13 protein-coding genes are annotated in these 15475 nt (G+C 70.2%); 7 read left to right on the plus strand and 6 right to left on the minus strand.

The window, feature by feature from the left end:
- Positions 1–126: 126 nt before the first annotated feature.
- Positions 127–996, plus strand: a complete 870-nt coding sequence (locus ACTIMO_RS07450) for a phosphodiesterase (protein ID WP_448181999.1) — start codon at positions 127–129, stop codon at positions 994–996.
- 84 nt (positions 997–1080) lie between these two features.
- Here the strand turns inward: ACTIMO_RS07450 and ACTIMO_RS07455 are convergent, their stop codons facing one another.
- From ACTIMO_RS07455 to ACTIMO_RS07465, 3 genes are all read right to left on the minus strand, one after another.
- On the minus strand, positions 1081–1878 hold the full coding sequence (locus ACTIMO_RS07455; RefSeq protein ID WP_448182000.1) for an MSMEG_6728 family protein: 798 nt from the start codon (positions 1876–1878) through the stop codon (positions 1081–1083).
- A 42-nt stretch (positions 1879–1920) separates the two neighbouring features.
- Complete coding sequence (locus ACTIMO_RS07460) at positions 1921–3546, minus strand: stealth family protein (protein WP_055770749.1); 1626 nt, start codon at positions 3544–3546, stop codon at positions 1921–1923.
- A gap of 189 nt (positions 3547–3735) precedes the next feature.
- Positions 3736–4371, minus strand: coding sequence for a DUF1684 domain-containing protein (locus ACTIMO_RS07465; RefSeq protein WP_448182001.1), 636 nt, complete (start codon positions 4369–4371; stop codon positions 3736–3738).
- Positions 4372–4429: 58 nt separating this feature from the next.
- Between ACTIMO_RS07465 and ACTIMO_RS07470 the strand changes: the two genes are divergently transcribed.
- Positions 4430–5182, plus strand: a complete 753-nt coding sequence (locus ACTIMO_RS07470) for a sulfite exporter TauE/SafE family protein (protein WP_422391456.1) — start codon at positions 4430–4432, stop codon at positions 5180–5182.
- A gap of 90 nt (positions 5183–5272) precedes the next feature.
- Positions 5273–6553 (plus strand): cell division protein PerM, encoded by a 1281-nt coding sequence (locus ACTIMO_RS07475; protein WP_448182002.1) that lies wholly within the window; start codon positions 5273–5275, stop codon positions 6551–6553.
- Between the two features lie 12 nt (positions 6554–6565).
- On the opposite strand, the gene ACTIMO_RS07480 is transcribed toward ACTIMO_RS07475, so the two are convergent.
- Entirely contained in the window at positions 6566–7003 is a 438-nt protein-coding gene (locus tag ACTIMO_RS07480) for a hypothetical protein (RefSeq protein ID WP_448182003.1), read from the minus strand.
- 56 nt (positions 7004–7059) lie between these two features.
- Between ACTIMO_RS07480 and purN the strand changes: the two genes are divergently transcribed.
- Positions 7060–7665, plus strand: a complete 606-nt coding sequence (gene purN, locus ACTIMO_RS07485; protein WP_448182004.1) for a phosphoribosylglycinamide formyltransferase — start codon at positions 7060–7062, stop codon at positions 7663–7665.
- A 1-nt stretch (position 7666) separates the two neighbouring features.
- Positions 7667–8683, plus strand: coding sequence for a magnesium/cobalt transporter CorA (gene corA, locus ACTIMO_RS07490; protein WP_055769998.1), 1017 nt, complete (start codon positions 7667–7669; stop codon positions 8681–8683).
- Between the two features lie 304 nt (positions 8684–8987).
- Here corA and ACTIMO_RS07495 read toward each other — a convergent pair whose 3' ends face one another.
- A complete protein-coding gene (locus tag ACTIMO_RS07495) occupies positions 8988–11702 on the minus strand; it encodes an alpha-amylase family glycosyl hydrolase (RefSeq protein ID WP_448182005.1) in 2715 nt (904 codons plus the stop codon).
- Positions 11703–11845: 143 nt separating this feature from the next.
- Here ACTIMO_RS07495 and ACTIMO_RS07500 point away from each other — a divergent pair, with 143 nt between their 5' ends.
- Positions 11846–12448 (plus strand): DUF6318 family protein, encoded by a 603-nt coding sequence (locus ACTIMO_RS07500; RefSeq protein ID WP_448182006.1) that lies wholly within the window; start codon positions 11846–11848, stop codon positions 12446–12448.
- A gap of 143 nt (positions 12449–12591) precedes the next feature.
- On the opposite strand, the gene ACTIMO_RS07505 is transcribed toward ACTIMO_RS07500, so the two are convergent.
- Positions 12592–13944: an MFS transporter gene (locus ACTIMO_RS07505; RefSeq protein WP_422391461.1), complete on the minus strand. Its 1353-nt coding sequence runs from the start codon at positions 13942–13944 to the stop codon at positions 12592–12594.
- A gap of 421 nt (positions 13945–14365) precedes the next feature.
- On the opposite strand from ACTIMO_RS07505, the gene ACTIMO_RS07510 reads away from it, so the two are divergent.
- Positions 14366–15250, plus strand: coding sequence for an endonuclease domain-containing protein (locus tag ACTIMO_RS07510; protein ID WP_448182007.1), 885 nt, complete (start codon positions 14366–14368; stop codon positions 15248–15250).
- Positions 15251–15475 lie beyond the last annotated feature (225 nt).

The raw sequence follows: 15475 nt of genomic DNA on the forward strand, positions 1-15475 counted from the left end.
TTCACGATCTTCGCCGGCGGCTCTGCTTTGATGACAAGCAGCGAGCGAGACCCATCGGCTATCGGAGTAGGTTTCATGGTCCCCCGGACTGCAGAACACCCCCGGCATCAGCACTTCATCCTCCACATGAGCGACACGCACCTGCTCGGGGGTGATGCGCCCCTCTACGGCGCGGTGGACAGCGAACTCCGGCTCCGCGAGGTCTTCGAGGACCTCGAGCAGTCAGGGGCACGGCCGCAGGCCATCGTGTTCACGGGGGACCTCGCGGACAAGGGCGAGCCGGGCGCCTACGCGAAGCTCCGCGCCATCGTCGATCCAGCAGCCGCCCGCCTCGGCGCCACGGTCATCTGGGCGATGGGGAACCACGACGACCGCGCGGCCTTCCGCCGGAGGCTGCTCGACGAGGAACCCTCGGCCGGGGCGGGGGCACCCGTGGACGCGGTGCACTTCATCGACGGGCTCCGCATCATCACGATGGACTCCACCGTCCCCGGCCACCACCACGGCGAGTTCAGCCACGAGCAGCTCCGCTGGCTCGCGCGCGAGCTCGTGGTACCTGCTCCGCACGGCACCATCCTGGCCCTCCACCATCCGCCTGTCCCGAGCGTGCAGGATCTCGCGGTGCTCGTGGAGCTCCGGGACCAGCGTTCGCTCGCGGAGGTGGTCCGCGGCTCGGATGTCCGCACCATCCTCGCCGGGCACCTGCACTACTCGACCACGGCGATGTTCGCCGGCGTGCCGGTCTCGGTGGCCAGTGCCACCTGCTACACCCAGGACCTGCTGTTCGACGGCGGCGGATCGCGCGGGCGGGACGGCGCCCAGTCCTACAACCTCGTGCACGTGTACGAGGAGACGATCGTCCACTCGGTGGTGCCCGCGGGCCGCCACGCCTCCGTCGGTGAGGTGGTCCCCCGCGAGGAGACACGACGGCGGCTCGAGGCGCACGGCGTGGTCATCGCCGAGGGCGGCCGCACCCGGCACCTCACCTCCGCCTGACCGGCGGCGTGCGCGGCCGTCTGCCCGGGTGGCCGTCCCGGCGAGCGCCCAGCCGATGACTCGACCAGCAGGCCGGCCGTCGGCTCAGCCCAGCGAGGCAGGAAGACCCACACTGAACAGGGTCCTGGGGTCCTGCAGCAGCGCGGGCGGTTCGATGTCCGAGCGGCGCAGCCAGCCGCTGAGCCGGGCGGCACGGATCAGCCCGTCCTCGTGCATGAGCACGGGGCCCACGTGCCCCGTCCGGAAGTGCTCGCCGTCCGGGTCGGCGATCGCCACGGCGTCGCCGTCCTCCACCGCCTCCTCGAAGGTGTGGAGCTGGCGCTCCCATTTCGGCGCAGCCCGTCCGCCCGGGGGATCGGCGGGCATGAGCAGGGTCGCATCACCCTCCGGCGGGTGGGACGCCGCCCGCCAGACCCACAGCCGCCGGCCCTCGGGTTCGGTGGGGATGCGTTCCACGTCAGGTTCCGGCCACAGGTACGGGAGGTCCTCCGGAGTGCCGGGGAACCGGCTGCGGTAGATCTCCGGGGCCTTCTGGATCAGGTTGGAGCGGTGGCTCACGTGGAGTGCGGCTTCACCCAGCCAGGGAGGCATCGGCACATCGGGGTCCTCGAGCACGTGCGGCGCGAACTCCAGGATCAGGCGGTGCGTGGAGTCCGCGTGGCCGCGGGAGACCCATTCGGACACCATCGCGAGCCCGTACAGCGTGAGGGCAGGCACGTGCCCCATCCACATCCGGATGGCGGGATGCCGACGCCACCCGTAGTCGGGGATCACGAGGGCGCGGAGGGCCTGCAGGGTCTCGACCCGCTGCTTGCCGAGCCTCGCCTGGTCGAGGACCCGTGCGCTCGCCCCGAAGTCCGGATACGGCAGGAAGGTCTGCATGGCGCCAGTGTTCCACGCGGCAGAGGCGCCCTGCCCGGAGGACTAGATCTCCCAGGGAGCCTTGACCGGGAAGTACTTCTCGAGGAAGTCCGTGACCAGATGGGCACGTTCCTCCGCCTCGACCTCGGGGAAACTGCCGTCGTTCAGGCAGAAGAAGTCGTGGTTGCGCTTGTCGAGCATCTTGTTCAGGCTCTTCAGCCCGGAGCGCTGCGTGGTGTCCACGTAGAGGACGCGGGCCAGCTCCTGCGTGACGGCACGGCCCGTGAGCAGCGCGTAGTAGTGGTAGAGCGAGTTGGTGACGGAGATATTGTCCTTGGCGCGGAACCGGGACGCCGCCGTCGCCTCGAACTCCGCGGCGAATTCCGTCTCCATCTCCAGGAGGACGCTCTTGCGCAGCGGCGCGGCGGTGTGTTCGAGGTGGCGCGTCGTGATCCGGCCGAAGCGCTCGTGCAGCAGGCGCCGGTTGACCCGGGCGGCGTTCTCGAAGCCGCTGCGTTCGGCGTCGTTCTCGCCGAGGCCGATCCTCGTGTCCGCCTCGATGAACTTGGTGACACCGCCGGGGGAGAAGAACATGTCCGGTGCCACGGGCCGGCCGAAGAACATGTCGTCGTTGGAGTAGAGGAAGTACTCCGAGAGGCCCGGGATGTGCTGCAACTGGGCCTCGACGGCCTGCGAGTTGTGGGTGGGGAGGACCGAGGGGTCCTTGAAGTGCTCTTCCGAGCGGACGAGCGTCACCGAGGGATGGTCGGCGAGCCACGCGGGCCGGTCCGAGTCCGTCGCGATGAAGATCCGCCGGACCCACGGCGCGAACATGTAGACCGACCGGAGCGCGTACTTCAGCTCGTCGATCTGGCGGAAGCGGGCCTCGTGGTCGTCGCCCTCACCCACAACGACCCCCTGCATGCGCGCTGCCCGGGCGGCCCGGTACTCGGGGCTGCTGCCGTCCACCCAGGAGAAGACGAGGTCGACGTCGAAGTCGATGTCCGTGGCGTGATCGGCGAACATGTTGTCGATGGTCGGCCAGGTGTGGCCGTGGCGCTCCACCTCGCCGCGCACCACCTCGGCCGCAGGCAGGGTCCGGCGGGTCAGGGAGTTCTCCACGGGCAGTTCGATTGCGGTCTCGCCGAGCGCCCACAGTTCGATCTGCACGCCGGCGGAGGGGCCGTAGGCGAGCCCGCCGAGCGGTTCGATCCGGGGGCGGAAGAGGCGGAAGATTCGGGCCTTGCCGCTCTTGGAGAGCTCGCCGTCACTCACCAGGAGCGTGGTGCGGCGCTTGGTGTCCACGGTGCGCGAGTAGAAGGGCTCGTCGCGGCACGCCTCGACCAGGGCCGCGCGCAGTCGCTCCCGGTCGGCGAGGTCGACGGCGATGACGGGCCGCTGGTCGTTGCCCCGGACGAGGAGGAACCCGATGCCGGCGTCGTCGAGTGCGGCGCGGATGAAGAGGAGGTCCTCGACCATGGCCTGGTGCGGTGTCCGGTCCTGGTTGATGAGGGTGAAGCGCCGCTTGATGGTGGTGATGTCCGAGCGGCCCTCGAAGCGGGCCACCGCCGCGCGAGACGCCGATTCGAGGATCTCGGCTTCATTCTCCGGTTCGGGTGCACCGAAGTAGATGTCGTGTTGGGCAGCGATGTCGGTAATCGGATCCTCCTGGAGTGGGTTCGCTCCCATGATAGGGCCTGACGGCAGGGCCTGGATGCGGATGGGCACCCTACCCCTCCCGGGAGGCGCAGTCCAGCCTTCTGCGCCGGGTCCGTCTGCTCGCCCCACTCCTTCGACGTATGTCCCCGGTGCGATCCGTGCCCCCGGGTGGCGCGCGACGGTGTCGATCCGGACGCCGACGCCGGGGCGGGGGAACCGTCAGGAGGCGCGGTAGAGCTCGCCCACCGGCACGTCGTCCGTCAGCCGGTTGTCCGGCCCGGGCAGTGGACAGGCCCAGGCCTCGTCGTAGGCGCACGAGGGGTTGTAGGCGAAGTTGAGATCCACCACGAGGCTGCCCGGAGTGCGTCCCTCGCCGAGGTGCGCACCCTTGACCGTGTCGAGGACGTAGCGCCCGCCGCCGTAGGTGCCGCCGGGCCTGCCCGCCGTACCGTCGCGCAGGGGGAGGAAGAGACCGCCGCCGTAGGAGGCGAGCTTCCACAGGGCCAGCCGGCCGAGGCCTGGCAGGGTCAGCGTCCCGAGACGGCGGAAGGGGACGACGCCGTCGGTACCGGTCGCCACGTCCATGACCTCGCCCGCGCCGTCGTCGTCCACGGGCGCCTCGAACCGGAACGCCGGGTCGTAGGGCGCGATCTCGAGTCCCGGAAAGGACTCCTTCGCGGACGCCGAGAGCGCCGACGCGGGGTGGTCCCGGAACAGGACGTCGCGGCCCATCCGCCACAGCGTGTGCGCCGCCTCGGGGGACTCCGTCGCGGCGCGTTCCCGGACGTCGTCGTAGAGGCCGAAGACGCGGTGGCGCCAGTCCGCCGTCGCGAGCGCCGTGGTGAGAGCCGTCATGCCCTCAGGCTACCCCCGGCAGCGCGGCCCTTGGTTGCCCCGGCGTACTGTAACTGGGGTGACTCTTGGCATCTTCTTCATCGTGCTCGCCTCCATCCTCGTGGGGGCCGTGGCGCAGCGCATCGCCGGGCTCGGGTTCGCCCTCCTGATCGCCCCGTTCCTCGTCATCATCCTGGGACCGCACGCGGGCGTCCTGCTGGTGAACATCTGCGGAGTGGTGTCCTCCGCGATCATCGTGGGCCGCGTGTGGAGGGACATCGACTGGAGCATGTTCCGCTGGCTCGTCGTCCCCTCGCTCTTCGGATCCGTCCCCGGGTCCTTCCTCGCCGTCGCCGTCCCCTCGGCGCCCCTGTCCGTCACCGTGGGCGCGGTGGTGCTCGTGGCACTGACCATCTCGCTGGTGCTGCAGCGTTCCGACGTGGTGGTGCGCGGCAACCCCCCTAAGGTCGTCGCCGGTTTCACCGCGGGGCTCACCAACTCGATGGCGGGCGTCGGCGGCCCGGCGGTCAGTGCCTACGCCCTGCTGTCGCGGTGGCCGCAGCGGCAGTTCGCAGCGACGCTTCAGCCGTTCTTCGTGTGCATCGGCACCGTCACGCTCGTCGCCAAGCTGCTGCTCGATCCGTCCCAGGCGCCCGTGCTGGCGCCCTGGATGTGGATCGCTATCGGGGTGGTGATCGTGGCGGGCATCTTCACGGGGGAGAAGCTCGCCCGGTTCGTCCGCGACGATCAGGCCCGGCTCTTCGTCGTCGTCATCGCCTTCATCGGCGCGGGCCTCGCCGTCATCAAGGGGCTCGTGGACATCCTCGGCTGAGGTACGGGCCCGCCTGCCGGCCCGTGCAACCCCGGACCGCTCCGCGTCGCTCGCCGGCCGCGACACCCGCCGGTGGCACCATTGGAGGTGATGAAACTCCCCACCAAACCCCGTGCCCTTCCCATGCCCCTGTGGCTGCAGGGAGTGTTCGAGCTCGGGCAGGCCGCCGTGATCTCGGCCCTGCTCGTCGTGCTCCCGGTCGCCGCGGTGTGGCTGACCGGGGGCTTCGCCGACCGCAGCCCCGAATCCGCCGCGCGGCTCGCCGGCCAGGGCTGGCTCGTGATGCACGGGGTGCCCCTGGTCCTGCAGTTCCCGGCCGGCGTCGCGGGGGACCGGGCGATGGCGGGACTGCTGCACGTGGTGCCGCTCGGGCTCGTCCTCATCCCCCTGCTGCTGGCCTGGCGGGCCGGGCGCCGGCTAGCCCGCGCCTCCTACACGGACCAGCTCTGGCAGGCACTGCTCGGTGCGCTCCTCACCTACGCGGCCATCGGGGCCGGGGTGGCGTACCTGTCCACCACCCCTGATGCCGCCGCGCCACTGGCTGCCGGCGCGCTGATCCCCCCGGTCGCCGCAGGGATCGGGCTGATCACGGGCGCCTACCGCGAGGCGGGGGCCTGGAGCCGCCTCGTGGGGGTGGACTTCGCCGCCTGGGTCGGGCGGACGAGCCAGCACTCCCGCTGGGCCGGTTCCTACGCCTGGTCGGTCCTCCGCTCCGGGTTCCTGGCCGTGCTGGTGGCCCTGTCCCTCTCCGCGGCACTCCTCGCGGTGGCGATCGGCCTCAGCTGGGCGGGCATCGCGGCCGTCTACGAACGGCTCGACGGCGGGATCGCCGGCGCCTCCGTGGTGACCCTGTTCCAGCTCGGGCTCCTGCCCAACCTCGCTGTCTGGACCATGTCCTGGTCCACGGGGGCAGGATTCGCCCTCGGCACGGGCAGCTCCCTCACGCCGCTCGGCAGCGCTGTCGGGCCGCTGCCCGCCCTGCCGATCCTGGGGGCACTGCCGGCCGGAACGCTCGAGTACGGCTACGCGGCCCTCGCGATCCCCGTCCTCGCAGGACTCCTCGCGGGATGGTGGTTCTTCCGGGAAGGCGAGAACCACTTCGACGAATGGCTCGTCCTCCACAGTCCCCGCCGCTGGCTCACCGCGACGGCGTCCACCCTGGCGCTCGCGGTGCTGATCGGCATCACCGCGGGTCTTGGTGGTGCGGTCGTGGCGCTGCTGTCGCGGGCCTCGCTCGGGCTCGGGCGGTTCACGGACCTCGGCCCGGACCCGCTCGTCGTCGGTCTGTGGCTGGCCGCCGAGGTGGCGGTGGGAGCGCTTCTGGGCCACGCCGTCGGGCCCCTGCTCGAGCGGGAACCGCGCCGCCGCTGAGCCCGCCCGTGCTCAGCCCAGGCCGTCGAGCCGCTGCAGCCCGTCCTGGCATTCCTCCTGGGCCTGCAGGGTGAGGGCGCGCGCCATGCAGTCCTCGTAGGTCCTGGTCACGGACCAGAGCAGTACCGAGGCGGCTGTGCCGGCGGCGAGGAAGAGCGCGGCTGCGAGCCCCATCGAGGTGGCGAGGACCACGAGCCTCGGCAGCTTGAGCCTGATCGCCTTGACGAGCGCGACGACGCCGGCCGCCAGCGCGAAGAGCGAGAGCACGAGCGTGAGGACCTTCCACGGCAGTACGAGGCTGCTGGTCAGCACGCCGAGGAGGAGGGCCAGCAGGAAGAGCCGGAGCCAGAGCTGGGCGGACGCCATGGCACCGGCCGCGCCGCCGTCGTGCCCCGTCCCCCCGGTTCCCGACGGGCCCGCGCCCCGCTGTCCCTTGCCGTGCTGCGTCATCGTCGCTCCGTTGCCATGGTTCAACCCTAGGCGAGGCCAGACCCTAAGGTTGAGCCATGCGCATCGTCGTCCTCGTCTCCGGCACCGGATCGAACCTGCAAGCCGTCATCGACGCCGTCCGGGCCGGATCCCTGGACATCACCATCGCCGCCGTGGGTGCCGATCGTCCCGGCACGGGCGGGGTGCGACGGGCAGCCGACGCCGGCATCCCCACCTTCGAGGTGGACTTCCGGAGCCACGCCGAACGGTCCGGCTGGAACCGGGCGCTGACCGAGGCCGTCGCGGCCCACGAGCCGGACTACGTGGTGTCCTCGGGCTTCATGCGGATCGTCGACCAGTATTTCCTCGACCGCTTCCCGAACCGCTACCTGAACACGCACCCCGCACTCCTGCCGAGCTTCCCCGGTGCCCACGGCGTGCGCGACGCGCTCGCCTACGGGGTCAAGGTCACGGGCTGCACGGTCATGATCGCGGACGCCGGCGTGGACACGGGACCCATCCTGGCCCAGACCGCCGTCCCCGTCCTGCCCGGTGACACCGAGGAGACCCTGCACGAGCGCATCAAGGTGGCGGAGCGCGCGCTGCTGATCGAGACGCTGCGCTCGCTCGCCGCCGACGCCGACACCGGAGGACCGGCCTCCGACGACACGGTGGGTGCCTGAGGTGCCACTCGTTGCCAACGCCGTCTACGTCGACGGCCGGAAGCGCATCAACCCCGAGACCCTCGACCAGACGTTCGAGCTCATGCGGGACAGCGGCGGTATGGGCTGGATCGGCCTCTACCGTCCCGAGGCCGCGGAGATCAGCGCTGTGGCCGCCGAGTTCGGCCTGCACCCGCTGGCCGTCGAGGACGCCACCAACGGCCACCAGCGCGCCAAGCTCGAACGCTACGAGGACACCCTGTTCGTCGTCCTCCGGCCGGCCCGTTACCTCGACGCGGAGGAGAAGGTGGAGTTCGGCGAACTGCACGTCTTCATCGGCCGCGACTTCGTGGTGACGATCCGCCACGCCGAATCGCCGGACCTCGGGATCGTGCGCCGCCGCCTCGAAGCGGACCCCGAACTCCTCGGAACCGGCCCCCAGGCCGTGCTCTACGCCCTGCTGGACCAGGTGGTGGACGAGTACGAGCCGGTGGTGCTGGGTCTGGAGAACGACATCGACGAGATCGAGAACGAGCTGTTCGGGGGAGCGCCGGACGTGTCACGGCGCATCTACGAGCTGCACCGCGAGGTGATCCTCTTCCAGCGTGCCGCGCAACCGCTGCAGAGCATGATGGACCTGCTGCTCCGGGGCTCGGACAAGTACCAGATGGACGCCGAGCTCAGCCGCAACCTGCGCGACGTGCAGGACCACGTGATCCGCGTCGTCGAGCGCATCAACACCTTCCGGACGCTGCTGCAGAATGCGCTGACCGTCCACTCCACACTCGTGGCGCAGCGCCAGAACGAGGAGATGACCCGGCTCACGGAGACCTCCCTCACCCAGGGCGAGGAGGTCAAGCGCATCTCCTCCTGGGCGGCCATCCTCTTCGCGCCGACCCTGATCGCCTCGATCTACGGCATGAACTTCGACGTCATGCCCGAGCTGCACTGGCTGCTCGGCTACCCCTTTGCCCTCCTGCTGATGGCGGCGATGGGCGTAGGACTGTGGTGGACCTTCAAGCGGAACGACTGGCTCTAGGACACCCCGGGGCCACCGCCCGATCGGCCTCCTGCTGCCTGCGCGCCAGGTCGGCGGGTACACCGGGACGCTCCGGCAGGAGCTCCTCGGGCCACCGCTTCAGGTGCCGCTCGGAGCCGACGGTTCGCCGTGTCCGCCGGCACGCCGGGTTCGACGCGGCCGTGTTCCACCTGCGGGCCGCGAGCCCGAGCCGCTCGTCGTCGGGCACCCCGTTCGGGAAGGCCCCCGAGGGAGGGCGTCGGTGCACACGGGGACGGCCGGGACCCGAGGGCCCCGGCCGTGCTCCTGCCGCCGTGCGGGACGGTCAGCGCGTGCCGATCACCTTGCTCCGGTGGTCGTAGACGAAGGTGACCGGACCGCCCGGGTGCGTGAGGGCGATGTTGGCGCCGTCGAAGGCTCCGCCGGCGCCGTAGTTCTCGGTCCAGCTCCGATCGAGTGCCGCCTTGTACTCGTAGGACCCGGCCGGCAGGTCTGCGACCTCGAGGACCCAGGTCTGCGTGGCGTCGTCGAACGTCATCTGCGCCTCGTCGCAGGCGGGATCCCAGTCGTCCCCGCAGCCGAGCTCGGAGTCGAGGCTGCCGGCGACCGCCACGGTGCCCGGCTGGTCCACCAGGGAGCCGACGGTCACGGTCCTGACGTCACTCACCGACGTGCCGAGCACCGCCCGGTACTGCACCTGGGTGCCCTCCGCGAGGTCCAGTGCGGCGAGATCGTCGACCGCGGTGTAGGTCGGTGACGAGTCATCGGTGCCGATCGCTGCCCAGTCCCCGCCCGCGATGCTGCGTTCGAGCGTCACGGCGTAGTCGGAGTTCTCCGGGCTCGCGGTGGCGGTCACCTCGACGTCACCCTGTACCTGTGTGCCCTCGGCGGGCAGGCCCATCGTCAGCCGCGGCTGCGGCACGGTGGCCGGCGCCGTCGTCGAGGTCCGGGTGTGGCGTGCGTTGTCGAGGACCACGGCGCGGTACTCCACGGCCGATCCTGCGGGCAGGGCGCTCGTGTCGTGGTAGACGCTGTAGGGCGCGTTGTCGTCCGTGCCGATGTTCGTCCAGCCCGATCCTGGTGTCCGCGCCTCGAAGGTGACCTCGTAGAACGAGGAACCGGCGACGTCGGCGGCCACCCTCATGCGGCCGTTGTCCTCGGCGGCGGGTGCCGGCTGCTGCAGTCTGATGGCCGGCGCGGCCTTGGAGTTCGGGATCTTCCCCGAGAGCTCGTAGACCACGGAAGACAGCGCGGGGACGGTGACGCTGAGGGTGCCGTCAGCGGCGGACCGCACGCGCTTCGCCGCGTCGCCGTAGACGAGGCCGAAGGAGCGCTTGCCCGCGTAGGTGGGGATCGCGGCCGTCTTCGGCTCGGTGCTGTTGTTCAGTGCCACCACGTACTCGCGCTGGTCCGTCGCATCGGTGCGGGAGAACGCGTAGATACCCGGGCCGTCCGAGGCGTACCGGTGCTGGTGGGCGCCGTCGCGCAGGGCCGGATGCTCCGCCGTCACATCGGCCAGCGCCGCGATGCCCCGGTAGAGCGGATGGGTGGTGTCGAAGTTGTCGGTCGCGTGGGTGGCGTCGGTGCCGAGGAGGTCGTCGTCGAGGTACTCGCCGACCTGGCTCGCGAACAGCGTCTGGCGGGCGTCCTGGTCGCCACCCGGTCCGGTGAAGCCCTGCTCGTCGCCGTAGTAGATCACCGGGTTGCCGCGGGAGAAGTACATCAGTTCGTGGGCGAGTGTGTCCCGTGCCAGCAGCTCGTCCTCGGCGGCGCCCGGGTTGTCGGCCGCGATGAAGCCGCCGATCCGCCCCATGTCGTGGTTGCCGAGGAAGGTGGGCAGGCTGTACGCGTTGGAGTCGGCGTCGGTGTACCAGTCGTCACCCGCGAAGAAGGTCTCGAGGTCTGATGCCGGGGCACCCTGCGATGCGTAGCCGCGGGCTGCCGCCTGGAAGGGGAAATCGAGGACGGACTGCATCCTGTTGCGCGTGGTGAACTGCGAGGTGAAGGACTTGGTGGTGTCGAAGACCTCGCCGAACATGAAGAACTCGTCCTTGCCCTGCTCCTGGGCGTAGGTGAGCACCTCGGGGCCGAAGGCCTGCCAGAACTCGTCGTTGACGTGCTTCATGGTGTCGATCCGGAACCCGTCGACGCCGAAGTCCGCGATCCAGGTCTTGTAGATGTCGATCATGCCGTCGACCACGCGCGGGTTCTCGGTGGCGAGGTCGTCGAGGCCGAAGAAGTCGCCGTAGAAGGAGTCCTCACCGGCGAAGGTCGTGTCGCCACGGTTGTGGTAGAGCGTCGTGTCGTTGAGCCATGCGGGTACCTTGAGGTCCTTGTCGGCCTCGGGGACCACCGGGACGTAGGGGAAGGAGGTTGCCGGGTCGAGCTCCGGGAACGTGTCGGTACCGGCATAGTCGCGGTCGTCGAACGCGTTGCCCTCGGCGTCGCGGTAGGGCACCTCGTCCTTCGAGACGTAGGGCGCCCGTTCGCCGGCGTCGTACGCGATCACGTCCGCGGTGTGGTTGGTGATGATGTCGAAGTAGACCTTCATCCCGCGCTGGTGGGCGGCGTCGATGAGGGCCTTGAGGTCCTCGTTGGAGCCGAGGTGCGGGTCGATCTGCGTGAAGTCGGTGATCCAGTAGCCGTGGTAGCCCGCGGAGTTGTCCTCGGGCTGGACAGCACGGTTCTTGAAGCTCGGGGTGAGCCAGATGGACGTGGTGCCCATGCCCTGGATGTAGTCGAGCTCCTGGAGCAGGCCCTGGAGGTCTCCGCCGTTGTAGTAGCCCTTGCGGGTGGGGTCGAAGCCGGACACCGACGGATCGGCTCCCAGCCCGCCGTCGTCGTTGGCTGTGCTGCCGTTCTGGAAGCGGTCGGCCATGACGAAGTAGAAGTTCTCGTCGGTGACGGCGGTGCGGAGGGAGTGCTGGGCGGTGACCGGGGGATTCCCGGGCTCCTTCGGGGCGGCGGCGGCGGGCAGTGTCGTGATCGAACCGGCGACGAGGGCGGTCAGCACGACGACGGTGGCGTGGCGGGGTCTCACAGGGTCTCCTTCGTGGGGTGGAACCAGCGTGTCCCACGTCACAGGGGGAGTCAATCCTTGGGCGCAAATTACGTGAAACTTATCTCCAGCGCTGTGCGCGATAAGGTGCCTAAGGCTACTTTCCCCTTTCCGACAGGACCATCATGAACAGCACGCGCCGCACCGTGGCCGCAGCCATCACCCTGCTCGCCCTCACCGGGTGCGCCGGAACCGCCGAGCAGGCACCCGCCGCCTCCGCGGACACCCGCCCCTCGCCGGCCAGCTCCTCCGCGGCCGCCGTCAACATCGAGCGGCCAGCGACGAACGACCTCGTGGGGGAGCCCACCGCCGACGGCGCCCGTGCGTTCCTCTACTACTACTTCGACCTGAAGGCCTACGTCCTGCAGACCGGGGACGCCGCGGCGATGCTCGAGCAGCTCGACGGCGCCGCCTCCGAGCAGGCGGAGGCGGAGCGGCTGCAGGGCGTGTACGACGACGGCGGCTGGGTCCTCGGTGGCCAGCCCAAGGTCGAGAACGTCCTCCTCACCGCGCCCGAGGAGGAGGTCGTCGAAGGAGCGGAGGTCACCGCCCTGATCCCGGTGAACCCCGACGCCTACACCGAGTTCGTCGAGGACGGCTCCGTCGCCGAGCAGCGCCCCTTCACGCCGGAGGGCACCATCTACACGGCGACCGTCCGGTTCGACGACGGCGCGTGGAAGGTCGCGTCGCTCGAGGAGACGCCGGACGCGGAACTTCCCGAGGCCTGATCACGACGACGGGAGGCTGCCACCCGCGCGGGTGGCAGCCTCCTGCCTGCAAGGATCGGCCGCCCGTCAGGGAAGTGTGGCGTCGCGGGTCTCGGGGGCGTTGGACGCCATGGAGAGGACGGCCAGCAGCACCAGGCCGCCCGTCAGGGAAGTGTGGCGGCGCGGGTCTCGGGGGCGTTGAACGCCATGAAGAGGACCGCCAGCAGCACCAGGCCGCCCGTCAGCGCGAAGGTGAGCGGCAGGCCGAGGTAGGGCCAGAGGAGGCTGCCGAAGATCAGCGGGACCAGACCGGCCCCGATGCGCGAGATGGTCGAGGCCCAGCCGAACCCGCTGCCCCGCAGGTCGGTCGGATACAGCTCCGACACGTACGTGTAGAGCACGGGGATGGCCACCTGCACCACGAAGCCGAAGGCCAGCAGCCATGCTGTCGCGACCGCGGGCAGGTCGAGCGTGAGCGCGAACACCACGAGGAGCGCCGCGGACCCGGGGCCCGTGATCGCGAGCAGCCACTTGCGGCCCACGCGCTCCACCAGCAGCGCGGCCGCGATCACGCCGAGGAAGCCGACTCCGGTCATGAACGTGGTGGTGATGAAGGCGACGGACTGCGCGTAGCCGGAGGCGATGAGGATGCGCGGCATCCAGGTCAGTGCGCCGTAGTAGACCAGCAGGATCGTGAGGAAGAGGCTCCAGGCGGTCAGGGTGATGCGCCAGTTGTACCGCCACAGGCCCGTCAGCTGCCCGGAGATGCTGCCGATCGAGAGCTTCGGTGTCTCCTCGGGCTCGGGCAGGCGCCACTCGCGCTGCCCGCCTCCCGTCCGGGCCACGAGCTCGTCGATGACGGCCCGCGCCTCTTCGCGCCGTCCCCGCTGGACGAGGTAGAGAGGGGATTCGGGCACCCCGCGCCGTACCCAGAACACGAGGAGGGCGGGGAGCACCATGACGAGCATCGCGTAGCGCCACTCACCCGTCTGCGCCACGACCGCCGTCGTCACCACGCCGCAGAGGAAGGCGCCGATGGGCCACCAGGCGTCCATCGCCGTCAGGACGCGCCCGCGCTGGCGCCGCGGCGTGAACTCCCCGACCAGCGCGTAGTCCACCGGGATGCAGCCGCCCAGGCCGAACCCGGCGAGGAACCGGAAGATGCAGAACCACACGATGTCCGGGGAGAAGGCACCGAGGACGGTGAAGACCGAGAAGACGAGCAGCGTCAGGGTGAAGGCCCGCTTCCGGCCGATGAGGTCGGCCACCGACCCCCACGCGAAAGCGCCGACGGCCATCCCGATCAGGTTCGAGGTGGCGATCCACGCCGACTGGCCGGACGTCAGGCCCCAGTCGCCGATCAGCAGGGGGATCAGATAGGCGTTGAGGGTCACGTCCCACGCGTCGAACATGAAGCCGAGGCCGCCGATGAGGAAGATCTTCCCCTGGACCTTCCAGCGCCAGGGAAGATCCTGCACCACCTGGTCGCCGGTGGGGAGCTGCGTATTGATGCTCATGATGCCTTCGTGGAGGGGCCGGATACTGCAGAAACTGTACCGCCGCCGGTGGGAGCGGGCCGCCGGATGGCCGACCTCGTTCCTTGCCTGGGGCCGGTGCTGTCCGGGCCCGCGGCTGGGCCGAGAAGACAGACGTGACCGCCAATGACCCCTTGTGCCGGTCATGTCTGCCCTCTCGACGATGGCCGACGTCGTTCCTTGCCCCGGGCCGGTGCTGTCCGGGCCCGCGGCTGGGCCGAGAGGACAGACGTGACCGCCGATGGCCCCTTGTGACGGTAATTTATGCCCTCTCGACGGGCGATCACTGGGCCGACCCTGTGGAGAACGTCGATGCTCCGGTGCGCGGGCGCACTATGGGGCGATGCCGACGGATCCTTAAGCAACGGCCCTGCTGAACCTGACCTCGACGCGGTGCTTCTCGGTGGAGGCTGCCCGCGACCTCGGGATCCCCGCCAGTGTGCTCCGCCGCTCCCACTACCGGCGCACGACACGGAGCCTCCGTGTTCTCGATGCTGCACCCGCCGATCTGTCCGACGTCGTCGCCTGCCTCGCAGCGCTGACGCCGGGCACGGTCGCGAGCCACCAGACGGCTGCGGTCCTGTGGGGGCTGCCGCTTCCACGCCGATCGGTGGATGGACTCCTGCATCTCACCCGATCGACGGGGTGCTCGCGGCCGCGCAGGTCCGGCGTCGTGGGTCACGTCGCGAGGCTGGGCCCGGGCGACGTCGCCACGGCGTACGGGGTGCCGCTCACCTCGCCCGAACGCACCTGGTGCGACCTGGCCGCGACACTTCCAGTTCCGGAACTCGTCGCACTGGGTGACGCGCTGCTTCGCCGATGGGATGCTCCGCGGCGGCCCGCAGCCATCAACGCACCGGACCCTCTCAGCAGCGTCGAGGCGCTGGCGGCAGTCCTTGCCCGGCGATCGGGCGCGCGGGGACTGGCTACCGCGCGAAAGGCGCTGCCGCTCCTCCGATCGGGAGTCGACTCCGCGCCGGAGAGCCTGCTCCGGTTGCTCATCACCGACGCAGGACTACCCGAACCAGAGGTGAACCAGTGGATCCTGGACAGCGCTGGGCGGCGTGTGTCGCGACCGGATCTGCAGTACCGCGCGCGGTGCATCGCCCTCGAGTACGAAGGGGAACACCACCTCACCGACCCTCGGCAGTGGGCGCGGGACATCGAGCGTGACGACCGCCTGCGGGCACTCGGATGGATCGTGCTGCGCTTCACGAAGAGACATCTAGGCGCCGGCCGCGACGACGGGCTGGAGCGGATCCGGCAGGCGCTGGCGCTGCGAGCGTGACCCGCGGCACCGACGCCGGCGATTTCCGTGTGGCTCCCTTACGACGTTCGCCAGGACGAGAGGACAGAAAAGACCGGGGGACGACGTATTCATCGGTCTTTTCTGCCCTCTCGACGCGAGACCCGGTGAGAGAAGCCCGGCGCGAGGCCTGTCACCTTGACGCTCACCGCCGGCAGGCCAGGAACGCTGCCGCGGCCCCTTCCATTCGACGCCGGGAGCGGCACC

It is taken from the genome of Arthrobacter sp. CP30, from assembly GCF_053470025.1.